The organism is Castellaniella sp. MT123, from assembly GCF_039614765.1.
Classification (GTDB): domain Bacteria; phylum Pseudomonadota; class Gammaproteobacteria; order Burkholderiales; family Burkholderiaceae_B; genus Castellaniella.
Map to the genome: position 1 here is coordinate 1,186,477 of NZ_CP154879.1, position 25,360 is coordinate 1,211,836.

A 25,360-nucleotide genomic window follows, 5' to 3' on the forward strand; every position below is an offset into this window, starting at 1 on the left:
CTTGCCCTGCTGATATGGTGGTAGCGCTTTTGGTAATTTTTCCTTCAACCATACCAATTGAGAACGAAAAACAGCGGTAACAGGTTGTGCCAGAGACAGGTAGGTCCTCCTCGTCTCCACCAATATGCAAAGGCCAGACATCGCTCTGGCCTTTTTTGCGTCTGGTGAAACCCCAACAGATGCCAACCACACATAGCATCCGGGTTTCGAACTCCCCTCGTGGCCTACAGCCCAGCCCATTCCGGCTCTGAATAATCAATCAGCCTAAGCCCATGTATAAAACTGGCTGCCCCTGTGCCGCATTGATAAACTATCGGGCTTATGTAAGCCGTGATCGGCGGCCCAAATCGCTGGCCGAATTGACTGGGCGGCAGGTGCCCAACCTGTTGCGCTCACTGCGGATGATGGAAGGCTATGGCCTGGTGGCATTAAAGAGACATGTTCGGGGCGTGGAGCCTGTCGCGTTAGCTACCGAATTTACGATTTTGCTGGGCTGAGGGACGATTCGATGAAGGGGGAGGCAATGCGGGATGGTGTGATCACCGAAGCGGATACCTGCCGCGAATTCATCACGCCCCGCCTGGTGGAAGCCGGCTGGGGGTCAGCCCCGCACACCATTGGCGAACAACGCAGTTTCACCAATGGCCGCATCCTCGTGACCGGTGGCAAGGTTCGCCGTGGTCAGAGGAAGCGAGCCGATTATTTGCTGTATTACCGCCGCGACTATCCCCTCGCCGTCGTCGAAGCCAAGGAAATTGGACTGCCTGCGGAAACCGGGGTGCAACAGGCCCGCGAGTATGCGGAAATTCTCGGCCTCAAATTTGCCTACGCCACCAACGGCCATCGCATCATCGAAATCGACTACACCACCGGCACCGAGCATGAAGTGGATCGCTACGCCACGCCTGATGAATTGTTCGCCCGACTGACCGCAGCAGCACAGTTTCCGCAAAGCGTATCGTCATACCTGCTGGAGCCCTTCAACCTCGTTTCGGGCAAGGTGCCGCGTTATTACCAGCAGATTGCGATCAACCGGGTTATTGAAGGAATCCTGCTCGGGCAGAAACGCATTCTTGCCACGCTGGCCACCGGCACCGGCAAAACCTGTGTCGCTTTCCAGATCTGCTGGAAATTGTGGAACAGCCGCTGGAACCGCACCGGCGAACACCGTCGCCCCAAGATTCTGTTCCTGGCCGATCGCAACATCCTGGTGGATGACCCAATGGCCAAGATGTTCGCGCCCTTCGGAGATGCAAGGCACAAGATCGCCGGCGGTGACACCAGCCAGAGCCGGGACATGTACTTTGGCATCTATCAGGCGCTGACCACCGCCAGCGCAGACGTTTTCCGTCAGTACCGTCCGGATTTCTTCGACCTGATCATCATTGACGAATGCCATCGCGGCTCCAGCCGGGATGAAAGTGCATGGCGTGCGGTACTGGATTATTTTGAGCCTGCCGTGCAGTTCGGCATGACCGCCACGCCGCTGCGCGAGGAATCGCGCAACAGCTACGAATACTTCGGCAACCCGGTGTACACCTACAGCCTGCGCCAAGGTATCGAGGATGGTTTTCTGGCACCGTACCGCGTGCATCGTGTCATCACCACGGTCGATGCAGCAGGCTGGCGGCCCAGCAAGGATGAGTTGGACCGTTATGGCCGAAAAGTGCCTGACGAAGAATATCAAACCAAAGATTTTGAACGTGTCATCGCGCTCCGCTCACGTACACAGGCGATGGCTCGCCACCTGACCGACCTGCTCAAAGGCACTGACCGGTTCGCCAAGACGCTGGTGTTCTGTGTCGATCAGGAACACGCGGCCGAGATGCGGCAGGAACTGATCAACCTGAACAGCGATCTGGTCAAGCAGTACCCCGATTACGTCTGCCGCGTCACCGCCGATGAAGGCGCGATTGGTCTCACCCATCTATCGCATTTCCAGGACGTGGACAAGCCCACACCCGTCATCCTCACTACCTCTCAATTGCTGACCACCGGCGTCGATGCCGAAATGGTCAAAAATGTCGTGCTGGCACGTGTAGTGGGCTCGCGATCTGAATTCAAGCAGATCGTCGGTCGTGGCACGCGCCTGAAGGTGGATTACGGCAAGGAATACTTCAACATCATCGACTTTACCGGTACGGCCACGCAGCACTTTGCCGATCCGGATTTTGACGGCGATCCGGCGCGTATCGAAGAAATCATGGTCGATGAATCGGGCGAAGTTGTAGAAACCACTACAGACGAAGCGCCGAGCGTGGCAGAGCCCGAAGCACAGTACGAGTTCGAAACGGAACAAGACGACGACTCCGGCAGCAATGGCGAAATCATCACGGAGCCACCGACAGAACCCCGCAAGTTCTACATCGATGGCGGCGAGGTCGAAGTGATCGGCCATCTGATCTATGACCTCGACACCGACGGCAAGAAGCTGCAGGTGGTCAAGTACACGGAATACTCAGGCCGCGCCGTGCGTACCCTATATCCGACGCGCGAAGCACTGCAATCGGCATGGGCCAATCCCGACACCCGCGCCGAGGTACTGCGCGAGCTGACTGAGCGCGGCATCAGTTTTGAGGAACTGGCAGCCAGCAGTGAACAGCCTGATGCCGATCCGTTTGATCTGCTGTGCCATCTGGGTTGGAATGCGCCACTACTCACCCGCCGCCAGCGCGCGGAAGCTGCCAAACGTCAGGCCCAAGACCTGTTCACCCAGCACGGTGAGACCGCCCGTGAAATTCTGTCGCTGCTGCTCGACCGCTATGTCGAGCGCGGCATTTTGCAATTCAATGCGCTGTCCGAGCTGATGAAGGTACAGCCCTTCGACCGCTACGGCAGTCCTTCCGAAATCGCCACTCGTCACTTCGGCGGTGTGCGTGGCATGAAGGACGCTGTATCCCGGCTGCAGACTGCGCTCTACCAATAACGAGAAACACATTCCATGGCCAAATTTGCCACCACCGGCGAGAAAACGAGCGTAGCGGGTTTCGGCGAAGCCAAAAAGACCCGCGCGCCACGCAAAGCGAAAACGCCGCTCACCACCCGTGAAAACCTTTCCGCGCTGATTGGCACTGCCCGCAAAATCCTCCGCAAGGACAAGGGCCTCAACGGTGACGTGGACCGCCTGCCGCTGCTCACTTGGGTGATGTTCCTCAAGTTTCTCGACGACCTCGAAATCGTGCACGAGGAAGAAGCTGAGCTCGATGGCAAGCGCTATCAGCCCATCATCGAGTCTCCCTATCGCTGGCGCGACTGGGCTGCTCGCGAAGATGGCATCAGCGGCGATGAGTTGCTGGCTTTCATCAGCCAGGAATTCACCGTGCGTGCCGATGGCAGAACCGGCAAAGGCCTGTTCACCTATTTGCGCGGATTGGCAGGCGAAGGCGAAAAAGGCAGCCAGCGTGAGGTCATCGCCAACGTATTCAAAGGCGTACAGAACCGCATGGTCAGCGGCTACCTGCTGCGCGACATCATCAACAAGATCAATGGTATTCGCTTCAGTGCCAGCGAAGAAATCCACACGCTCTCGCACCTGTATGAATCCATGCTGCGCGAAATGCGCGATGCAGCAGGCGACGCAGGTGAGTTCTACACACCGCGCCCGGTGGTGCGCTTCATGGTGCAGGTCACCGACCCACGTTTGGGCGAAACGGTGCTGGACCCCGCCTGTGGCACGGGCGGCTTTCTGGTTGAAGCTTACGATCACATCGCCCCGCAGGTGAGCGCGCCAGATCAGCGTCGCAGCTTGCAACGTGACACGCTTTATGGCCAGGAAGCCAAACCACTGCCCTACATGCTGGCGCAGATGAACCTGTTGCTGCACGGGCTGGAAGCGCCGCAGATCGCTTACGGCAACACGCTGGATCGGCGGATCAACGAAATCGGCCACAGCGAGCGCGTGGACGTCATCCTCACCAACCCGCCGTTTGGCGGCGAGGAAGAAGTCGGCATCAAGGCCAACTTCCCGCCCAATATGCAGACGGCGGAAACTGCGCTGCTTTTTCTGCAATACATCATGCGCAAACTGCTCGTCGCAGGTGCGCCGGTGCCTGGCGGCAAGCCCGCCACGCGCGGTGGCCGCGCTGCTGTGATCGTGCCCAACGGCACCCTGTTCGGTGACGGCATCAGCGCCGTCATCAAAGAGGAAATGCTCAAGGAGTTCAAGCTCCACACCATCGTGCGGCTGCCACAAGGCGTGTTCGCTCCGTACACCGACATTCCGGCCAACCTGCTGTTCTTCGAGCGTGGCGGCCCTACCGACACCATCTGGTATTACGAGCTACCGCTGCCTGAAGGCCGCAAGAAGTACAGCAAGACAGCGCCCCTGCAATTCGAGGAATTCGCGCCGGTCACAGCATGGTGGAACCACCGGGAAGAAGGCCCGCAGGCGTGGAAGGTGGATTTTGCCGCTAAACACGCTGCCGCCGTTAAAGCCGCCACACCGCACTGGGAACGGTCCGAAGCCGAACGCAATGCCGCCATCGCGCTGGCCAAACCCATTCGCAAACTGGAACACGCCATCCAATCAGCAGCCAACGGCCAGAAAGCCGAACTGCAAGACCGCCTGAAGGCGCTGAAGAGCGAACAATCGGCCCACGAACAGACAGCCAAATCCACTCAAGCCGAGGGTGACGCCCTGTACTGGCCGATTTACAACCTCGACATCAAGAACCCGTACACCAATGCCGAGCTGGAACACGCCGATCCTAAAGACCTGATTGCCTCGATGCGCAGCCACGAGGCCGAATTGATGCGCCTCCTGGGCGAGATCGAATCCTTGGTGACCGAGATGGAAGAATGACCGACCGCAACCCACCTGCCGTGCCGGATCAGGTCGACTACGCGACTGTCCACACCGATATCATTGCCTTGCTGGAATCGGCCCGCAGCGCTGCCGCGCGCAGCGTCAATGCCTTGATGACGGCCAGCTATTGGGAGATCGGGCGGCGCATTGTCGAGTTTGAACAGAGGGGACAGGATCGGGCCACCTATGGCGAGGCATTGATCGAACGCCTGTCGGCTGACCTGTCAGCCCGGTTTGGTCGTGGCTTCAGCAAGCAGAATCTGTGGCAGATGCGTGCCTTCCACCTAGCATGGCCTGCCCGTCACATTGCGCAGACGCTGCCTGCCAAATCGTACGTTGTACCAATTCTCCAGACGCCGTCTGGACAATCCCCATATCTATCCGCACTGGCCCAAGCCTTCCCGCTACCCTGGTCGGCCTATGTCCGCTTACTCTCGGTCAAAAGCGAGCACGCCCGCAGTTTTTACGAAACCGAAACGCTGCGTTGCCGCTGGTCGGTGCGCCAGCTCGATCGGCAGGTAAACAGCCAGTTCTACGAACGCACCGCACTGTCCACCAACAAGGCGGCGATGCTGGAAAAGGGCGAAGTGGCCGAACCTACTGACGCCATCACGCCCGAGCAGGCTATCAAAGACCCCTTCGTGCTGGAGTTCCTCAACCTTAAGGACGAGTATTCCGAAACCGACCTTGAGAACGCGCTGATCCAGCACTTGGCCGACTTTTTGCTGGAACTGGGCGACGATTTCGCCTTTGTCGGCCGCCAGCGCCGGCTGCGCATCGACGACAGTTGGTTCCGCGTTGATCTGCTGTTTTTCCATCGCCGCCTTAAGTGCCTGCTGGTCATCGACCTCAAGGTCGGCAAGTTCGGCTACGCCGACGCCGGCCAGATGCACCTGTACCTTAACTATGCCCGCGAGCATTGGATGAAACCGGGTGAAAACCCGCCTGTGGGCTTGATCCTGTGCGCCGAAAAAGGCGCAGCCGAAGCCCACTACTCGCTGGAAGGCCTTCCTAACAAGATACTGGCCGCCGAATACCAGACCATGCTGCCGGATGAAAAGCTGCTGGCCGAGGAACTGGACAAGACGCGGCGTGAGCTGGAAGCGCGGCGTATCACGCGCATTGGTGATGGGGAGGGCGACATATGAAGGCGTGGCCTGTCGTACCTCTCGCGGACGTTTTGCAGCATCGCAAGGAATTCGTCACGATTGATGACACCAGTCATTACAAGCGTTGTCGTGTTCAACTGCACGCCAAGGGGGTCTTGCTTCGTGACAGAGTATCTGGCGCTGACATCAAGACAAAAAAACAGCAGGTTTGTCAGTCTGGCGAGTTCTTGGTTGCTGAGATCGACGCGAAAATGGGTGGCTTCGGGCTTGTTCCCACGGAACTCGACGGCGCGGTAGTCAGCAGCCACTACTTTCTGTTCGAGCTCGACGAATCGTCCCTCGACGCACGCTATCTCGATCACTATTGCCGTACTGAGCGGTTCAGAACACAGGTTGAAGCGCAAGGTTCAACAAATTACGCTGCAATTCGGCCTGCGGACGTGTTGACTTACACAATCCCGCTGCCGCTGCTGGCCGAACAACAAACCCTCGTCGCCCGCCTCGACGCGCTGGCCGAGAAAACCCGGCAGCTCGAAGCGCATCTGGATGCCGCCCTACGCGATGCCGAACACCTGCTGGCCCTGCGTTTCCGCGATGCCATTGCCGACGCGCCGCTACGGCCGATAGCGGATGTAGCACCATTGGTGCGCCGTGAAGTCACCATCGACCCCAAGAAAAACTACACGGAACTGGGCGTGCGCAGTTTCTATAAAGGCGCATTCCATCGGCGCACGGTGCCAGGCTCGGATTTTTCATGGCAAGACCTGTATCGCGTCCAGGCGGGTGATCTGATCTTCAGCAACATCATGGCTTGGGAGCAGGCCATCGCCATTGCGCAAGCCCAAGACGACGGCTGCGTTGGAAACCATCGCATGCTCACTTGCGAAGCCAATGCAGAACTCGCGGTGCCCGGCTTCCTCTGGTATTACTTCACCACCGAAGAAGGTTTCGCAAAAATCTACGCAGCATCGCCAGGCACCGCCGCTCGCAACCGGACAATGACGGCTCCAGCTCTGATGTCCATCGAAGTGCCCACACCCCCACTGGCCGCGCAGCAAACCTTCGACCGCCTGCAAACCGAAATCGCCGCCCTCAAGGCCAAACACACCGCCATCCGCGAAGCCAATGCCGCGCTGCTGCCCGCAATGCTGGAACGGGTGTTTGCACAATGAACGGGAGAAAAGAATGCATGCCGTCAATAGCTGCGCACCCAGTGAGCCGCCAGTACCCGATTCAGTCAAAGTGCATCCGGCATGGTTCCGACTGATCGATCAGCGAAATTGGTATGACAGCAAAAGCCAGCACTGCCAGCGCTGGTACAAACGCTTGAAGCTTGCGCAGGTGGCGCTAGCGGTGTTGATTCCCGCCACGAGTTTGTTGCCTGCCGACTGCGCCAAATGGTCGGCATCGATTGCTGGCGTCTTGATTGCCGTGCTGGAAGCGGCTCAGCAGATGAACCAGTACTCGACGCTGTGGGTCACCTACCGCGCAACGACGGAGCGACTCAAGCACGAGCAGTACCTGTTTCTCTGCAGTGCAGGCCCCTACAAGGGTTTGGCAGAAGCTGATCGGCTGATTGCTCTGGCGGAACGGGTCGAAGAGCACGTCTCCACAGAGCACGCCAACTGGTTCAATGAAACCCGGCGCAGCGCTACACCAAAAACGGAGGGCAAGGAATGACTGTACGCCGTCCGCTTGAACTGAACATCGGTGGCAAAGCCCTGCTGCTGCCTGTTTATTTTCCTTCGATTTCATCCGTCAAAACTGCACTGCAGCCGCAGGACTACCTGCAAGTGTTGGCCTCGCTGGTGGGCATCAATGCGCAGTTTCTGGTGTCCGCGTTCGACCTCGCTGCGATGGCGCAACCAGCAGATGCCGCCAAACTTCTGCAATCAGCGCGTGATGCTGGTGCCCTGACACTGATGGACTCGGGCAACTATGAGAGCTTCTGGAAGGACGCTCAGGGCAAGTGGCTGCAGCCGTCATTTCACAAGGCGCTGGCCGGGTTCCCGTTCGATATCGCTTTCGGCTTTGACGAACAGCAGCCACCCACGGATGTAACCGAACACGTAGCGCTTCTGGTAGCCCGCTGGAAAGCGGATCAGGCCGCAGCCGGTTCTTGCCAGATCGTGCCGATCATTCATGGCGATGCACAAGACTTGCCCGGCCTGTGTCATGCCGTTGCTGCGCAGACCGACGTTTCCATGTTGGCTGTCGCGGAACGCCGTCTGGGCGACGGCGTGATCGACCGGGCTCGAAGCGTTCTTGCCATTCGCAACGCGCTCGACCAACTGGATCGTTACGTGGCCGTGCATCTGCTTGGCACGGGCAACCCAATTTCGATTGCCCTGTACTCAGCCATGGGCGCAGACAGCTTTGACGGTCTGGAGTGGTGCCAGACGGTTGTTGATCACGACACGGGCCTGCTTTACCACCTGTCGCAGGCAGATTTCTTCGCCAAGCAAACGGCATGGTTCGACGCAGGACTTTCATTTCAGGCGCGCACGCTGGTGCACAACCTGGAGTTCTATGCTTCATGGATGCAACGGTTGCGGGCGGCCATCGCCAACGAAACGGTGGTTGATTTTTGCCGTCATAATTTTCCCGCAAATGTGTTTCGTCACTGTGCGGCAGAGTTTGGTTGGAGTGATTCATGAATGCCGAAATCATCAATCGCACTATTGATGCGATGTGCAGCGAGATCAAAGCTCAAGGTGGTTCAGCGCTTGATTGGCGACTACTGACAGAAGATGAAATGCTGTACGAAGCAGCCATCTGCATCTTCGGCAGCCAAATGCAATTCGAGATGGCGGTGGCCACCGCAGACCGACTAAGGGATCGGGGCTTGTTGTTTTCAAAGCAACTGGCAGGCCTGGCAGACTGCGAACCACAGATTCTCGATGCACTCAGCCAGCCCTTGTCGGTGCCGGGCAAAAACGGTGAAATACGTACCGTGATGCCTCGATTCCGAAACCGGTTGGCATCGTTGCTCGCCACCACGGTCACGGAAATGTATGGCAAGGGCCACTCTTTGCGCAGACTGCTTTTTTCCGCCGACAGCTCCAAAAATGCACGTAAGCAACTGATGCTGAACGTTTGGGGATTTGGTCCGAAACAAGCCAGTCTCTTCTTGCGGCGCATCGGCTACTGCGCCGATCTCGCGGTGCTGGATGTACACGTGCTGGACTACCTGCACCTGACCCGTGGCATCAGGATTGCGCCGAGCCGATTGGGACGCCTGTCCTGTTACGAGGAAATCGAAGATACGTTTCGTGAGATCGCATCCCGATTTGGACACTCGTTGGGCTGCGTCGATCTGGCAACATGGCTGACGATGCGCGTCGCTAAACGGGAGGCCTACCTGTGAGTTTTGTAAATCTCGTATCGGGCGGTCTCGACTCGACTCTGATTGGCGTTATGGCCAAGGAAGATCACATCGACCACTTTCCATTGTTCGTTGATTATGGGCAGCGGGCAGCTGCCAAGGAATGGGCGACATGCCAAGCCGTCCATCGGCAGCTTGGGCTTCCCGTACCAACAAGGATGGATCTCAGCGGCTTCGGGCAAGTGATTGCCTCCGGACTGACGAATGTCAGCATGGACGTGAAGGAGGACGCTTTTACACCGGGCAGGAATCTGCTGTTTTTGCTGATGGGTAGTGCCTACGCCTATCAGGTTGGCGCATCATCGGTTGCCATCGGCCTACTGGCCGAACAATTCAGTTTGTTTCCCGATCAACGCCACCCCTTTCTCGTTCAGGCTGAGCAGGCCATTGCGGCAGCGATGGGACGCCAGATTAAAGTGCTCACACCCCTAATCGAATTTGGCAAGGCTGATGTCGTACGGCTTGCGACGGAAAAGGGCGTAGTCGGGACCTACTCGTGCCATACCGGCAACAGCCAACCATGTGGTCGCTGCATTGCCTGTCTCGAGTTTCAACTCAACAAGGGAGAATAAATATGGGTGGCGGATCCGGTGGCGGTTTGTTCAGTTCGGATATCAGAAGCCTTGAGGACAAGGTGAAGCAACGGCTTGCTGAAGCCAAAGGAGATGTCAGCAGACATGTGTTCATCAGCTTTGATCACGAGGACTTGGATGAAGTAAACCTGCTTCGTGGCCAGGCGAAAAATGACAAGATGGACCTGCAGTTTGATGATCATTCGGTCAAAGAACCCTATGACAGCACCAATGCCGATTACATCAAGCGGAACATCTGCGAAAAGATTGACCGCTGCTCGGTTACGCTGGTGTACCTCACTGACAAGACCGCTTCCAGTAAATGGATCAATTGGGAGATCGAGGAAAGCCTGAAACGCGGCAAGGGGAGAGTGTCCGGAATTTTGTGGGCGAGGCATAACATGAGAGAAAACGATCATGGATATGCCCGTGAAACACAAGAAACCATCCATCGCGGCGCAGGCGGCCGCCCGCGAGGCGCGGCTGCCCAAGCTGCCTGAGCACCTACTGGACGGCCTGGTCGAAGGCCCGATGTCAGCCATGGAGGTCGAGGACCTGATCGATGCCTTCGGCCGCGCGGTCATCGAGCGGGCCATGGGTGCGGAGATGAACGTGCACCTGGGCTACCGCCCCGGTGAGGACAAGCCCGCCGCGCAGACCGATGAGCGCAACGGCGTGAGCACCAAGACGCTGCTGACCAAGCACGGTTCGGTGCAGGTACAGCTGCCCCGAGACCGCGACGGCAGCTTCGAGCCGGTGCTCATCCCCAAGCATGAACGCCATTTCGCCGGGTTCGATGAGCGCATCATTGCCCTGTATGCCCGTGGCATGAGCGTGCGCGAGATCCAGGCTTTTCTCGCCGAGACCTATGGCACGAACGTTTCGCCCGAGCTCATCAGCGAGGTGACCAACGAGGTGATGGCCGAGACCGTCGCCTGGCAGAACCGCCCCTTGGAGCGCATGTACCCGGTCGTCTTATTTGACGCACTGCGGGTGAAGATCCGCACTGATGGTTTGGTGGTCAACAAGGCCGTCTACCTGGCCCTGGGCATCGACGCCAACGGGGAACGCGACGTGCTGGGGCTGTGGATCGAACAAACCGAGGGCTCAAAATTCTGGCTCAAGGTCTTCAATGAACTGAAAAACCGAGGCTGCCAGGACATCCTGATCGCCGTGGTGGATGGCTTAAAGGGCCTGCCCGAGGCCATTAACGCGGTCTTCCCGAAGACGACGGTGCAGACCTGCATCGTGCACCTGATGCGCAACAGCTTGGATTACGCGGGCTGGAAGGACCGTAAATTGGTCGCTGCCGCGCTCAAGCCCATCTATACCGCCGCCAACGAACAGCAGGCCCGAGAGGCCCTGCAGGCCTTCGCCGATGGCCCCTGGGGTACCCGCTACCCGACCATTGTGGCCGCCTGGGAACGGGCTTGGGAGCATGTGGTGCCGTTCTTCATCTTCCCGCCCGATATCCGGCGAGTGATCTACACCACCAACGCCATCGAGAACATGAACCGGCAGCTGCGTAAAATTATCAAGAACCGGGGCCAGTTCCCCAGCGATGAGGCGGCTGTGAAGCTGCTGTGGCTGGCGCTCAGAAACATCCTGGCCAAGCCATCCCGATCCGTTCACACTTGGAAGGCGGCGATGAACCAGTTCGCCATTCTGTTCGGTGAACGGTTCACTGAGGCCAGGGATTAACCAATGTCAAATCGCCCCGCCCACAAAAAATCTGACACTCCCGGCAAGGGCGTAATTGGCGTTTACAAGGGAGACACGCCTCCTGCCAAGACCCCGCCAGCATTTCAGCAGAACGGATGCAAGGCAGTGAAGTGGGAGCATGCCGCCATGACCAAAGCGATTGAAGACGCAAGTACCAAGCGCTGATCTGGTGATACCGCAATCAGGGATGGCTACGGAATTTCCGCACCATTCCGCAGCAACCCGCACCACTGCTCATAAGCTCGGGAGGCCAGTCGGCACACGGTCAACCACACGCCACCAGAATACAAAAACCGCCTGATTTTTTCGGGCGGTTTTTTTTCGTCCGCCTTTTTCGGTTGACAGCGGATCCCCGTGACGCGGATAGGTAGCGGACGGCCAGCAGCCGACACCGCCAGGTGGGCACGATCGTTCTTCGCTTCAAAGCCGCCGCGAAGCGTGGAATCATTGGCCATGATATGGTGCTTCAGTGTAAACGCCCACAGGCTCGATGGCCTGCCGTTGGCCATACCCCCAACTGGAAAAACCTGAAACCATGAACGATCCGGCTTCGGTCGAACAGGCCGATGTCTTTGCCTTCCTCGAAGACCCCCATACGCACGGTCTGTCGGAACCAGTGGTGCGTGTGGATACCCACGGCGCCGCGGTCTTCCTCGCCGGGCCGGACGTCTACAAGGTCAAGCGCGCCGTCCGCTTTCCCTACATGGATTTTTCCACGCTCGAAAAGCGCCACACGGCCTGTGAAGCCGAGATTTCCGCCAACCTGGCAAATGCGCCGGACCTCTATGTCGGCGTCGTGCCCATTACCCGGGACGCCGCAGGACTGCATATCGGGGGCTCGGACACCGTCGTCGAATGGGCGGTCCACCTGCGCCGCTTCGACGAAACCGCGAGCCTTGATCGACTTGCCGACAAGGCTGCGCTGGGGGCCGAACTCGTTGGCAAGATGGCCCGCGCGATCTTCATGGCGCACCAGCGAGCCCCTGTCCGGGATGGCGTCGCTGCGACGCACGAGCTGCGCCGTCTTCTCTCGGAAACCGTGGACGAACTTCACCAGACACCAGATTTGTTCCCCGGCGACAACGTCGGCGAATTCGGTCGGCGGCTGGTGTCGGCCTTTGATCGCACCGAACCACTGCTCCTTGAACGCGCCGCAAGAGACCAGGTGCGCCGCTGCCACGGCGACCTTCATCTTGGCAATATCGTGCTGATAGATGGCGAGCCGATCCTGTTTGACGCGCTGGAGTTCAATGAGGCCATTGCGACGTCCGACGTCCTTTATGACCTCGCCTTTCCGCTCATGGATCTGTGTAAAAGAGGCCTTCGTACAGACGCCAACCAACTCCTGAATGGCTACCTTTTCCTGTCTGACGACATGGCGTTCCAGATAGAGGGCCTCGCGGTGCTACCGCTCTTTCTGAGCCTGCGTGCGGCGATCCGTGCCAAGGTCATGGCCGCGCAGTTCCATCAGTCCCCGAAAAAGACAGCGCTGCGCGACACGGCGCTGGCCTATTTCGACGCGGCGGTAAACTTTCTCTCGCCCGCAGCACCCTTCCTCGCCGCGATCGGGGGCCTGTCCGGGACGGGCAAGTCTTCGCTTGCAGCGGCCCTCGCGCCGGAGATCGGCCTCGCGCCTGGGGCGCTTCACCTGCGCAGCGACATCGAGCGCAAGCGCATTTCCGGCGTCAGTCAGGAAACTCGGCTTTCGACGGAAAGTTATCGCGCTCAGATGACCGCGGAAGTCTATGCAAACTTGAATGAATTCGCGGCGGCGGGGCTTCGCGCCGGACGCGCCGTCATTCTGGATGCAACGTTTTTGCGGCCCGAGGATCGCATGGCGGCGCAAGCCATTGCCGCGAGCGCGGGCGTTGCCTTCGCCGGGTTCTGGCTCGACGCTCCCGTCGATCTCCTGGTTCGGCGCGTGGCGCAGCGGGTGGGCGATGCCTCGGATGCCACGCCTGCCGTGGTGGTGGCCCAAACGAAGGCGGAACTTGGCGCCATCACCTGGCATCGCCTGGATGCGGGCCAGCAGCTTCCGGACTTGAAACACGCCGCGCTGGAGCTCATGCCGGGCAAAGCCGACAGTTAGGGAACCAGAACAGCCGCACCCTCGAACCGGCCCTCGCGCGGATCCCGCAATGCATCATTTGCCTGCTCCAGCCGGTACGGATTGGTCCTGATGACGATGCCAATTTCAGGTGCGAGGCGCAAGAAATCGATACCGTCCTGGCGTGTGAGATTGGCAACTGAATTGATAAACTATCGGGCTTATAAGCCATTCCAGCGGAAGGGAGCCACGATGTGACCGAGCCAACGACGGACCCGGACTACGCTGCCGATACGCAGTCCGGTGACATCGCCAGCCGGCTGAACTGGTTACGCGCCGGCGTGATGGGTGCCAACGACGGCATCGTGTCCACGGCGGGCATAGTTGTTGGCGTAGCTGGGGCGGCTGTGAGCAACGGGAGCCTGACAATCGCGGGCATCGCCGCGGTGGTGGCGGGAGCGCTGTCTATGGCGGTAGGCGAGTATGTTTCGGTTTCCAGCCAACGCGACTCGGAGCGTGCGGAGCTCAACAATGAACAATCGCAGCTGAACGCGCACCCCGAATATGAGTTCAGGCAGCTCACCAAGTTGATCCAGGCCCAGGGCATAGACGGCGAGCTGGCACGCAAGGTGGCGCTACAGCTTTCGGCAAAGGACCCGCTGGCCGCGCATGCACGGCTCGAACTCGGCATCGACCCGGACGAGCTGAGCAATCCCTGGCAGGCGGGCCTCGCTTCGATGCTGGCCTTCACCATTGGTGGCCTGATCCCGCTGGCGGCGATTTTGCTCACGCCGCGCGGTATTGCCGTGCCGGTGACGGCGATTGCCGTCATCGTCGCACTCGCCATCACAGGCTCGGTCTCGGCGCATCTCGGCCGGGCGCCGAAGCTCAGGGCGATTGCACGCACAGTGGGTGGCGGCATCCTGGCGATGGCTGTGACCTATGGCGTCGGCATCTTGGTCGGAAAGTAGATCTGATCACGCCTCGGGGTTTGGCGCCTAGGCGAGTCCGCTGGCTGAGTATGATGGAGCCGGTACCGGAAATCGCGAGTCAGCCCGACACACCCCCATCAAGATGGATAAGCCCCCATGCCACGCATCCTGCATACCGCCGACTGGCAGATCGGTCGTCAATACAGCCGGTTCTCGCCCGATGACGCCGCCATCCTGGCCGATGCGCGCTTCAGCACGATCGAACACATCGCTGCGCTGGCGTCACAGGAACAAGTCGATGCGGTGCTGGTCGCGGGCGACGTCTTCGATGCGCAGACCGTGTCGGATCGCACCATCCACCGCCTCTTCCATGCCCTGCAAGGCTATGCGGGTCCCTGGATCCTGATCCCGGGCAATCACGACGCGGCGCTGGCCGAAAGCGTCTGGAGCCGTGCGGAACGGCTGTCCGCCATCCCCGCCAATGCCCACGTCTTCCTTCAACCCGATATCCGCGAATTCGCGGACCTGGGGCTAGCTGTGCTGGGCGCGCCGTTGACCCAGCGCCAGACCTATCAGGATCTGACGGAATGGTTCGACACCGCCGAAACGACGCCCGGCCTGCTGCGCATCGGACTGGCTCACGGCAGCGTCCAGGGCCTGCTGGCGGAAGACATCGATTCGTCCAACCCCATCGCGGCGGATCGCGCGCACCGTGGCCGCCTGGACTATCTGGCACTGGGCGACTGGCACGGTCTGAAGCAGGTCGACGAACACACCTGGTACAGCGGCACCCCCGAACAGGATCGCTTCAGGAACAACGGTGCCGGCCAGGTGCTGCTGGTCGATCTGCCAGGCGCCGGCCAGGCACCGATCGTGCAGCCCCACCCCATGTCGCAGTACCGCTGGGACAGTTGGGCAGAGTCCCTTGCCGTCGCATCGGACGTCGAGCTGCTGATCCAGCGCCTGAACCAGCTGCCATCGGTCGCGGTCCTGGACCTGACGATCTCGGGGCACATTGATCTGGCGGACGAACACCGCCTACAACAGGCGCTCTCGGCGACTCAGGGCCGATGCCGCAGCCTGCAATACGATCTGACCGAGCTGCGGCTCATCCCCTCCGATGACGACATCGCCGCCCTGCAGGCCGATGGCTATGTGGGCGATGTGATCGCCGACCTGCAAAATCGTCAGCAAGGCGACGATGCGCAAACCGCCAGGGATGCGCTCGTTATCCTGTCGGGGCTTCTGCGCAAACGGGCACACCCCGAGGCACAGGCATGAAACTTCAGCGCATCCGAGTCGAACAGCTGCGGCAATTTCGAGAACCGCTGGAAATCACGGGGCTGGCCCCGGGGATCAACCTGTTCACCGGGCCGAACGAATCGGGCAAAAGCACCCTGGTGCGAGCGATCCGCGCCGCTTTCTTCGAGCGTTTCAAATCCGGCAGCATCGACGACTTGCAGCCCTGGGGCGACTCATCGGCCTCACCCAGCGTGCAACTGGCATTCGACTGGCAGGGCGAACGCTGGGAACTCAGCAAGAGCTTCCTCAAACGCAAACGCTGCGATCTGACCATCGCCGGCCGCCGATACAGCGAAGAAGAAGCCGAGGAGCAGCTGTCCGGATTGCTGGGCTATCAGTATCCCAGCCGGGGCGCCAGCAAGACCGAACACTGGGGCATCCCGGGCCTGCTGTGGATCGAACAGGGTTCCGGCCAGGATATCCACGAATCCATCACCCACGCCGGTGATTACCTGAAGTCGGCTCTGGGGGAAAGTCTGGGCGAAGTCGCCAGCAGCACGGGCGACGAGCTGATCGGTCAGGTGACGCGGGAACGGGCACAATTGCTGACGGCCACCGGGCGTCCCGCCAACGACTATGCCAAGGCCATCCAGCAACACGCCGGGTGCCAGGAACAACTGGATTCACTCAGCCGGGACATCAGCACCTATCGGGATCTGGTGGACCAGCTGGAAACGCTGCGCCAGTTGCAGCATGAGGACGCCACCCGCCCCTGGGAACGCTACCACCAGCAAGCCGAACAGGCCACCGCCAGGCTGGCCGAGGTGCAAGGCTGGCTGCAGGCTCAGGCGCGCGCACGGCTGGAACTCCAGCACGTCACCGAAAGCCAGCGGCTGTGCCGCGATCAGTTGGCATCCTTTGCAAAGCAGCAAGGCGATCTGGAACAACGTGCCCGCGACCGGCAAAAGGCCATCGAGGCGCTAGACAGCCAGGAAACCCGCCGCGCCGGGACCGAGAGCCGGCTGGCCCAGGCGAAATCCGCCTACCAGGCAGCGGACCGGGCCTGCCGGCAAACCCGTCAGCTGGAACACCGCCACCGACTTGACAGCGAACTGCGACAGCTCGATCTCGACCTGGCCCAGACCGAGGAAACGCTGAAACAGGCACGCACGCTTCAGGCTCAACAGCGGGAGCAGCAGGCGCAATTGCACGGCAACCGGGTCGATACCGCGATGTTGACGCAGTTGCGCAAGCTCGGCCAACAATTGGCCGAGCTCGACATTGCGCAACAGGCCATCGCCACCCGGCTGCATTTCGACCTGCTGCCCGCGCAGCACATCCTGCTGGGTGACGAATCCCTCACCGGCGAAGGTCAGCGCCTGCTGATGGAACCCGCCGACCTGGACATCCCCGGCATCGGCAAACTCAAGATCCAGCCCGGCGGCGAGGACATCGCCGACCTGGCGCGGCGCCGGCGGATCGCGCAAGACAAGCTCACCGCCCAATTGAACGAGGCACAGGCTGAAAGCCTGTCTCACGCCGAAGAACTCGGTGAACGGCACAGGGGACTGCGGGAAGACATCCGCCGGGGTGAACTTCTGCTGGGCAGCCTGGCAGCCAGCGGCATCGACGATCTGCTCGGCCGGCAGGCATCCGGCATGCAACGACGGCAGGCCCTGCAACAGCAGTTGGCAGACCTTCCGCGGCCCACCGGCGCGGATGTCAGCCTCGCCATTGCGGAAAGCCGGCTGGAGACAGCGCGCGAACAGTTGCAGGCGGCCGAACAAGGCGTCAGCCACTTCGAACGGGACCACAGCCTGGCCAGCCAGGCTGTGAAAACCGCCCAGGAAGAATGGCAAAAGCTGAACGATGCGCTGCAGGCGCCAGACCGCCGGCAGCGCGAGACCGAACTGAGCGGACAGCTGGTGGAACTACGCGCGCGCGAAGCCGCTCTGCAGGAATCGGTCATCCGGCACCAGAAGCAAATCGAGGCGGCCCAGCCGGACATCCTGCGCCAGGACGTCCAGCGATTCACCCGCACCGCGGAGACTCTGGAACAGGAAGCCCGACAGCGATCCCTGGAACTGGCAAGTCTACGCAGCAAGCTGGAAACCCTGGGTGCCAGCGGCCTGGAAGAACAGCACGCCGAGCTGACCCTGCAGTTGCGACACATTGGCCGGCGCCGTGACCAGCTCGAACACCGCGCCGCCGCGCTCGACCTGCTGCTCAACCTGCTGAAAACCAGGCGACAGGCGCTGACACAACGCATCCAGGCGCCCTTGCAGCGGCATCTGAATCACTATCTGCAGCTGCTGTTTCCGCAGTCGCACCTCGAGGTCGATGAGGATCTGCAGCCTAGGCTGCTGGTGCGCGAAACCCATGGCCGGGAAACACAAGACGATTTCGCGGCCCTGAGTTTCGGCGCACGGGAACAGATGGGCCTGATCAGCCGGCTAGCCTATGCCGACCTGCTGAAGGAAGCCGGTCGCCCTACCCTCATCATTCTGGATGATGCCCTGGTGCACAGCGACCCGCAGCGGCTGGCGCACATGAAACGGATCCTGTTCGATGCGGGCCAGCGGCACCAGATCCTGCTGTTCACCTGCCACCCCGACAACTGGAGGGACCTGGGCGTTGTGGCAACTACGCTACAGTCACTGAAACCATCGAACCATTCACGACCTTCGAACCATTAACCATTCAAGCATCAAGGTTATAAACAGTCATCCTGGCTGGCCGGGATGACAATGTCCTTTCCAGCAAACAGCCAGCACAAACAGATGACGGGGGAATCGGGCATGGCACAGTCGGCACAGCGGCATCAGTCTTCCGAAGCTTGGCCCGCCATGGCGACTGCCGCGCTGCGCGTGGCCTTCGGCATCATCTGGGTGGCCAACGCCGCCTTCACCTGGACCTCGCAGTTCGCCACGAACTACGTCGGCTACCTGCACAATGCGGCCCAGGGGCAGCCCGCCTGGTCAGCCTTCTGGTTCGATCTGTGGATCGCACTGATCACACCCAACGCGGGGCTGTTCATCGGCCTGACGCGATTGATCGAAACCGTGCTGGCGCTGGCCCTGGTGCTGGGAATCGCACGCAAGACCACCTACGTCGCCGGCGCGCTGTTCAGCCTGCTGATCTGGAGCACCGCCGAGGGGTTCGGCGGCCCCTACGCCGTGGGTGCCACGAACATGGGCACGGGCATCAGCTACGTGCTGATCTTCCTGGCCCTGATCGCCATCAATTACCGCTCCGGATCCAGCCCCTACAGCCTGGATTTTTATCTGGAAAAACGCTGGCCGGGCTGGCGCCGGATCGCCGAATGGAGCGCACAGGCACCATTGGAACCCCCCCAACCGGTGTCCTGGCGCATCCAGGTCCCGGTCCTGTCGGGCATCGTACTGCTGTTGTTCTTTCTGATCGCCGGGCTGCACAGCAGCCTGAACGTGCGGGCGCCCTCGCCCGCCGCCGCGGCGGCGGCCGTATCGCCGCTGTCGCTAGCCTCGAAAGAACCCATCGCCAAGGCACGGGATGCCAACCTGCCGCCACTGACCGACGGCTCCAGAGTGACAATCAATATCGACGCCAGCGATCAGTCGGTGGCCATCGCCAGCGGCGTGCAGTATCAGGCCTGGACATTCGGCGGCACAGTGCCGGGCCCGGTCATCCATGTGCGTCAGGGTCAGACCATCGACGTGGTCTTCACGAACCACGGCACGATGCAACACTCGATCGATTTTCATGCGGCGCTCACACCGCCCAGCCTGCACTTCGTGGATATCCGGCCCGGAGAAACCATCAAGTTCTCCTTCGTCGCGAAGGTCCCCGGCGCCTTCGTCTACCACTGCGGCACTCCGCCCGTGCTGCTGCATATCGGCAACGGCATGTACGGCGCGGTCATCGTGGACCCGGAAACGCCACTGCCGCCGGCCGCCAAGAGCTACGTGCTGGTCCAGGGCGAATGGTATACCCAGCAGGTGTCGGGCAAGACCATGGGTGGCGACTTTGAAAAGATGCGCAAGGAACAGCCCGACGAAGTCGTCTTCAACGGCGTGGCCTTCCAGTACCACGACCACCCCCTGCCGGCCGCCCCTGGCGAACGGGTGCGCCTGTACATGGTGAACGCGGGCCCGAACCTCTGGAGCTCCTTTCACGTGATCGGCGCGATCTTCGACAAGGTCTACCCGGATGGCGACCCGGCGCACGCGCTCAGCGGCGTCTCCACCTATACGGTCGGCCCGGGCGCTGGCGCGGTGTTCGACCTGGTCTTCCCGGATCCGGGCAAATATGCCTTCGTGGACCACGACATGGCCCATGAGATCATCGGCGCCCAGGGAATCATCGACGTGCAGGCCCCCGCCGGCGCCCCGGCGCAAACCCCGCCGATCGAAAAGGCAACCCCGGCAGCCAGCGCCGCCGCCCCCGCCGAACCGGCAGGCCCATATGCCTTCGATGCCGCGCGCGGTACTGCGTTGTATACAGCCAACTGCGTCGCCTGCCATCAGGCTACCGGTGCCGGGCTGCCGGGAGCCTTCCCCCCGCTCAAGGCCGATCCGGCGGTGCTGGATCCCGATCCGACCAAGCAGATCCACACCGTACTGCACGGACTGAGTGGCGAGGCCATCGGCGGCATCAACTATCCCAGCCCGATGCCGGGGTTCGCGGCTACACTGAACGATCATCAGATCGCCGACATCATCAATCACGAACGAACATCCTGGGGCAACCAGGCAAAGCAGATCACGGCCGAACAGGTCAAGGCCGAGCGCGCAAAATCCCCCTGAGGCGGGATCAGCGACGGGCGTCGCACGATTCTGAACTTCCGCGGCGTCCGCCTGTCCAACCCTCAGAAGCCAAGCAGGATAACCTGAGGTCAAACCGCCACCGGCGCACAATCCGTCCTTACGCAAGTCCACGCCGGCCGACGTCTGACCCTCCGTCTGGAGAATCGCCGTGACCGATCGCAATCAGGAAACCGAACGGCAACGTTCCAATTTCGTCGAGTCGCTGGCTGACTATTCGCGCAAGCAACAGGCACAGCGATGGGAAGGCAGCTTCAGCGACTATCTGCGTGACATCGTCACCGCCGATCCGGCGCGCGCAGCCCGCTCCAGCCACCAGTACATCTGGGACATGATCTGCTGGCGCGGTGTCGAGGCTTCGAAGCCAGGCGGCGCCGCCACGCACTACAAGCTGTTCGAGGACGACCTGTTCGGCATCGATCAGGCGCTCGAGCGGGTTGCCAATTACTTCAAGGCCGCCAGCGAAGGCTCCGAAGTCGGCCGGCGGCTGCTGCTTCTGCTGGGGCCACCATCCGGCGGCAAATCCAGCCTGGTAACCTTGCTGAAACGCGGCCTCGAAGCCTACAGCCACACCGATGAAGGGGCGCTGTACGCCATCCAGGAAAGCCCGATTCAGGAATCGCCCCTGCTGCTGATCCCGCATGGAAAGCAGGCCGAATTCAAGGACACCTACGGGGTTGCGATCGGCGGCGAGTTATCGCCCTTCACGCGCGCGCTGCTGGATGGAAAATACGACGGCGACTTCGCGCGCGTACCGGTGCACCGCATCTTCATCGACGAAGCCGCCCGCAATGCGGTGGGCACCTATGCACCGCACGACCCCACCACGGCGGATATCGCCGACCTGGTCGGTTCGGTCGATCTGTCCAAGGTGGCCGAATACGGAGACGAAGGCGACCCGCGCGCCTGGTCATGGTCGGGCGCGGTCTACGCCGGCAACCGCGGCCTGCTGGAGATGATCGAGATCCTGAAGGTCAAGCGCGAATTTCTGTATCTGTTGCTGACCTTGACCCAGGAACAGCTGGTCAAAGTCTCCCGCTTCCCGCTGATCTACATCGACGAGACCATCGTTGCCCATACCAACATGGCCGAATTCCGCCGGTTCCTGCAAGAAAAGGAAAACGAGGCGCTGCTCGACCGTATGGTGATCGTGCAGGTCCCCTACACACTGTGCTACACCGACGAGGCCCGCATTTACCACAAGCTGACCTCCACGACGCCATCCTTCCGGCAAGTCCATCTGGATCCCCACGCGCTGCAGGTCGCGGCCGTCTTTGCCATCCTGACGCGCCTGAAACCATCGGAGCGCCAGGACCTGGACTTGAGCAAGAAGCTGCGCATCCACGCCCACGAAGCCGTGGAAGGAATCTCGGATGCCGAAGCGGAGCGCATCATCCGCGAGCAGCCCGACGAGGGCATGGACGGGGTGTCGCCGCGCTTCATCGTCAACGCCCTGGCTGGCGCCATCAGCCAGTCCGAAAGCAAAAGCCTGACGGCGATGGAAGTCATGCTGGCCATCAAGGACGCCATCGAGTCGGATGCGCGCATGGATGCCAAAGTCAAGAAACAATGGACTGACTTCCTGGTGACGACGCGCAAAGAGTTCTACAACCGCTGGGTCAAGGAAGACGTGCACAAGGCGCTTTTCGTGTCCTTCCAGGACGAGGCCCAGGAATTGCTGGACAAATATCTCGACGAAGTCGAAGCAGTCCTGGAAAACCGCAAGGTGGACGACCCCATCACCGGCGAGGAACGCGACGCCGATGAACGGTTCCTGCGCAGCGTGGAAACCAAGATCGGCATTTCCGATTCCGGCAAGACCTCGTTTCGCCAGGAAATCGTGCGCAAGGCGCTGAATGCCTACAAACGCGGCGTGAAATTCACCCTGGCCGAACACGCGCGACTGCGCGAGGCCATCGAACAGTACCTGTTCGAAGAGCGCCGCGACGTGCTGCGCCTGGTGACGTCCAGAGTGCGCGCCGATACCGAAACCATGAAGAAGATCTCGGCCGTCGAAGAACGTCTGGTCAACGACTACGGCTACGATGCACACAGCGCGCACGAGGCGCTCAACTACGTCACCACGCTGCTGGCGCAGGAATAGCCGGAACACGAAAGGCCGACATCATGACCAGGCCCGCATACCGGCAGCTTTCCAATCTGGCGCAGGCGCACCATTGGTACGACCTGTTTTCGCGCGGAGCGCGCGACTGGCTGCGGCACAACGAAAAGGTTCGGGATGCCGTGCGCGAGCAACTGCCCGAGATGATCGCGGGCGCGGACATCCTGAGCCGCCCATCCAGCCACACCGTGCGGATCCCGGTCCATTTTCTGGAACACTACCGCTTCCGTCTGAACACGCCGGACGAACAATCCGGTGTGGGCCAGGGCGGAGGGCGCCCGGGCGACGTCTATCAACAAGGGCAGGACGACGCCGCAGGCCAGGGCGGCCAGGCCGGAGCGGGGGGAGACGGCGGCGGCGAGCTGCGCTTCATGCTGGAGCTCAGGATCGAGGACATTGTCGACTGGATCTGGGACGAGCTGCATCTGCCCGACCTCAAGCCGCGTGCCAGCGACGCCCTCCGGGACGAGGATCTGGTACGCGAAGGCTGGAGCCGGCATGGCCCGAATTCACGTCTGGATCGGCGCCGGACCCTGAAGGAAGCCATCAAGCGCCGGCATGCCCAACCGGACAATCCCGCGCCATTTTCCGATGAAGACCTGCGGTTCCGGCAACTGGCGCGGCGCCAGCGCCCCGCAACCGACGCGGTCGTGACATTGGTGCTGGACGTATCGGGCTCGATGGATCCGGAACGGCGCAAGCTGGCGAAATCGTTTTTCTTCTGGGTCGTACAGGGTCTGCGCCGGCAGTACGGCAATGCACTGGAGATCGTCTTCATTGCGCATACCGACGAAGCCTGGGAATTCACCGAAGAACAGTTCTTCCAGGTCGCCGCCACGGGCGGCACCACCGCATCCAGCGCATTCAAACTGGCGCTGGATATCTTCGCCAAACGCTACCCGGCCCGGCGCTACAACCATTATCTGTTCTACGCCTCGGACGGCGAGAACTTCGCCGATGACCAGGAGCTTGCCGGCAGCCTGCTGCGCGAACTGGGCGACATCGTCAATTTCATGGGGTTCGTGGAAACGCCGCAGAATCCGCATGAATCGGGGCAATCCGAAACAGGCCGGCTGTTCCGCTCGCTGGAATCGCGTCATTACCCGGTCGGTACCTATACGATGCACGAACGCGGCGACGTCTGGAACGCCGTGCGCCGCTTCTTCCAGCGCGAGGCAAGCGCCAACGCGGCCGAGGAGACCTGACATGCAAGCCGCACACGCTCAAGGCCTCGAACAGCTGACGCGCTACATGCCGAAGATCGAGGCCCTGGCCGCGCGCAACGGGCTCGTGTATGACCCGGTGGACTTCGAACTGGTGCCCAACACTTTCATGATGGAAGTCGCCGTGTACGGCCTGCCTATCCGCATGCCGCACTGGTCGTTCGGCGTGCGTTACATCCACCAGCACGTGCAGCACCGGATGGGCGGCTCACACATCTTCGAAGTGGTGTTTCCAGGCAACCCCAACCGCGCCTATCTGGTCACCGACAACGGACTGGCACAGAACACGCTGGTGACCGCGCACGTCCTGGGACACGCCGATTTTTCCAAAAACAACGCCCTGTTCGCACGGATGCAGAAACAGGTGGGTTATCACATCGTGACCGAAACGGCGGAACGCGCGCGCAGCATCCAGGCCGCCATCGAGGAACACGGGCAACGGCGCGTAGAGGCAGTCCTGGATGCCGCGCTTGCGCTGGAACAGCACATCGACGTGGACCAGCCGATCCACCGGCCGGACTACCAGACCCACGTCATGCCCAAGGCAGGCCAGAAACCCACAGGCTTTCGTTCACGCTATGCGGAATTGCCCGGCGAAATCACCCCCCCCATCCAGCGGCGGGAACGCGCGCCCATCCCGCCGCATCCGGAATCCGACCTGCTGTGGTTCGTGGCGCGTTACGCACCCGACATGGAAGGCTGGGAACGGGATATTTTTCTGGCGGTGCGCGAGGAATCGTTCTATTTCTATCCGGTATTCGCCTGCCAGATCATGAATGAAGGTTGGGCGAGCTACTGGCACGCGCGCCTGCTGCGCGAAGCCAATTTTCTGCCCAACGACCTGTACCTGGACGCCATCAAATCACATTCCGACGTCATCCGTCCCTATGCCACGGGCAAAGACGTCGCACTGGCGCTCAACCCCTACCACGTCGGCTTTACCATGTGGGAACACATCATCGAACACGAGGGCCTAGACACTGCTTTGCGGATTCGCGCCGAAGAGGACGACTTCAGCTTCATCCGCAATCATCTGGATGAGGCCCTGGTCGAGAAACTGCAATTGCTGAGTTACCGCGCCCGACACGACCAGACGACGGGAACCCGCGTGGAAATCAAAAGCGTGGACATCGAGACTCTGTGCGAACAGCTGATCGCCCCCAAATTCAATTTCGCCGCGCCGCACGTGCAGGCCGTCGCACTAGGCAATGACGGCAGCCTGATGCTGCGCCACGACCATGTGGCCGATGGCCGCGGCCTCGATCTGGAACGCGCCCAGAAAGTGCTGGAATACCTGGCCCTGATATGGCGCCGCCCGGTGGCGCTGGAAACGATTGACGAGGCCGGCAATTCGAAGACGCTGACCGCGCACTGACAAGCCCCGGTCACGTCGTCGCCCA

Annotated in this window: 19 protein-coding genes; 18 read left to right on the forward strand and 1 reads right to left on the reverse strand. The window is 60.9% G+C overall.

All coding sequences use genetic code 11. From position 1 onward, the window contains the following. Positions 1–523: 523 nt before the first annotated feature. From ABCV34_RS05460 to ABCV34_RS05505, 10 genes are read left to right on the forward strand one after another with little or no spacing between them, the layout of a single operon-like run. A complete protein-coding gene (locus ABCV34_RS05460; protein WP_345798197.1) occupies positions 524–2,926 on the forward strand; it encodes a DEAD/DEAH box helicase family protein in 2,403 nt (800 codons plus the stop codon). Between the two features lie 15 nt (positions 2,927–2,941). Then, positions 2,942–4,801, forward strand: a complete 1,860-nt coding sequence (locus tag ABCV34_RS05465; protein ID WP_345798198.1) for a class I SAM-dependent DNA methyltransferase — start codon at positions 2,942–2,944, stop codon at positions 4,799–4,801. Then, positions 4,798–5,952 (forward strand): PDDEXK nuclease domain-containing protein, encoded by a 1,155-nt coding sequence (locus tag ABCV34_RS05470; RefSeq protein ID WP_345798199.1) that lies wholly within the window; start codon positions 4,798–4,800, stop codon positions 5,950–5,952. Before ABCV34_RS05465 ends, ABCV34_RS05470 begins: the two co-directional genes overlap by 4 nt. After that, positions 5,949–7,085, forward strand: a complete 1,137-nt coding sequence (locus ABCV34_RS05475) for a restriction endonuclease subunit S (protein ID WP_345798200.1) — start codon at positions 5,949–5,951, stop codon at positions 7,083–7,085. The genes ABCV34_RS05470 and ABCV34_RS05475 overlap by 4 nt, the downstream gene beginning before the upstream one ends. A gap of 13 nt (positions 7,086–7,098) precedes the next feature. Then, positions 7,099–7,593: a DUF4231 domain-containing protein gene (locus ABCV34_RS05480; RefSeq protein ID WP_345798201.1), complete on the forward strand. Its 495-nt coding sequence runs from the start codon at positions 7,099–7,101 to the stop codon at positions 7,591–7,593. Continuing rightward, the gene (locus tag ABCV34_RS05485; RefSeq protein ID WP_345798202.1) at positions 7,590–8,570 is read left to right on the forward strand and encodes a hypothetical protein; all 981 of its coding nucleotides are present in this window, start codon (positions 7,590–7,592) and stop codon (positions 8,568–8,570) included. Before ABCV34_RS05480 ends, ABCV34_RS05485 begins: the two co-directional genes overlap by 4 nt. Then, a complete protein-coding gene (locus ABCV34_RS05490) occupies positions 8,567–9,280 on the forward strand; it encodes a hypothetical protein (protein WP_345798203.1) in 714 nt (237 codons plus the stop codon). Before ABCV34_RS05485 ends, ABCV34_RS05490 begins: the two co-directional genes overlap by 4 nt. Beyond that, positions 9,277–9,870 carry a 7-cyano-7-deazaguanine synthase gene (locus ABCV34_RS05495; RefSeq protein ID WP_345798204.1) on the forward strand — a complete coding sequence of 198 codons (594 nt, stop codon included), beginning with the start codon at positions 9,277–9,279 and terminating at the stop codon, positions 9,868–9,870. Before ABCV34_RS05490 ends, ABCV34_RS05495 begins: the two co-directional genes overlap by 4 nt. Positions 9,871–9,872: 2 nt before the next feature. After that, complete coding sequence (locus tag ABCV34_RS05500) at positions 9,873–10,370, forward strand: TIR domain-containing protein (RefSeq protein ID WP_345798205.1); 498 nt, start codon at positions 9,873–9,875, stop codon at positions 10,368–10,370. Further along, positions 10,294–11,571 carry an IS256 family transposase gene (locus ABCV34_RS05505; RefSeq protein WP_345798665.1) on the forward strand — a complete coding sequence of 426 codons (1,278 nt, stop codon included), beginning with the start codon at positions 10,294–10,296 and terminating at the stop codon, positions 11,569–11,571. The genes ABCV34_RS05500 and ABCV34_RS05505 overlap by 77 nt, the downstream gene beginning before the upstream one ends. Before the next feature lie 212 nt (positions 11,572–11,783). Here the strand turns inward: ABCV34_RS05505 and ABCV34_RS05510 are convergent, their stop codons facing one another. Beyond that, positions 11,784–12,047, reverse strand: a complete 264-nt coding sequence (locus tag ABCV34_RS05510; RefSeq protein WP_345798206.1) for a hypothetical protein — start codon at positions 12,045–12,047, stop codon at positions 11,784–11,786. An 80-nt stretch (positions 12,048–12,127) separates the two neighbouring features. On the opposite strand from ABCV34_RS05510, the gene ABCV34_RS05515 reads away from it, so the two are divergent. The 8 genes from ABCV34_RS05515 (at position 12,128) to ABCV34_RS05550 (ending at position 25,335) form a co-directional block, all read left to right on the forward strand. Beyond that, the gene (locus ABCV34_RS05515) at positions 12,128–13,681 is read left to right on the forward strand and encodes an AAA family ATPase (protein WP_345798207.1); all 1,554 of its coding nucleotides are present in this window, start codon (positions 12,128–12,130) and stop codon (positions 13,679–13,681) included. Between the two features lie 212 nt (positions 13,682–13,893). Next, entirely contained in the window at positions 13,894–14,610 is a 717-nt protein-coding gene (locus ABCV34_RS05520; RefSeq protein ID WP_345798208.1) for a VIT family protein, read from the forward strand. Positions 14,611–14,727: 117 nt separating this feature from the next. After that, entirely contained in the window at positions 14,728–15,852 is a 1,125-nt protein-coding gene (locus tag ABCV34_RS05525; RefSeq protein WP_345798209.1) for a DNA repair exonuclease, read from the forward strand. After that, positions 15,849–18,509, forward strand: a complete 2,661-nt coding sequence (locus tag ABCV34_RS05530) for a GTP-binding protein (RefSeq protein WP_345798210.1) — start codon at positions 15,849–15,851, stop codon at positions 18,507–18,509. The genes ABCV34_RS05525 and ABCV34_RS05530 overlap by 4 nt, the downstream gene beginning before the upstream one ends. Positions 18,510–18,560: 51 nt before the next feature. Further along, positions 18,561–20,597 (forward strand): multicopper oxidase domain-containing protein, encoded by a 2,037-nt coding sequence (locus ABCV34_RS05535; protein WP_345798211.1) that lies wholly within the window; start codon positions 18,561–18,563, stop codon positions 20,595–20,597. Positions 20,598–20,766: 169 nt separating this feature from the next. Then, a complete protein-coding gene (locus ABCV34_RS05540) occupies positions 20,767–22,719 on the forward strand; it encodes a serine protein kinase (protein ID WP_345798212.1) in 1,953 nt (650 codons plus the stop codon). Positions 22,720–22,742: 23 nt separating this feature from the next. Then, positions 22,743–23,942 carry a DUF444 family protein gene (locus ABCV34_RS05545; protein WP_345798213.1) on the forward strand — a complete coding sequence of 400 codons (1,200 nt, stop codon included), beginning with the start codon at positions 22,743–22,745 and terminating at the stop codon, positions 23,940–23,942. A 1-nt stretch (position 23,943) separates the two neighbouring features. Further along, a complete protein-coding gene (locus tag ABCV34_RS05550) occupies positions 23,944–25,335 on the forward strand; it encodes a SpoVR family protein (RefSeq protein WP_345798214.1) in 1,392 nt (463 codons plus the stop codon). Positions 25,336–25,360 lie beyond the last annotated feature (25 nt).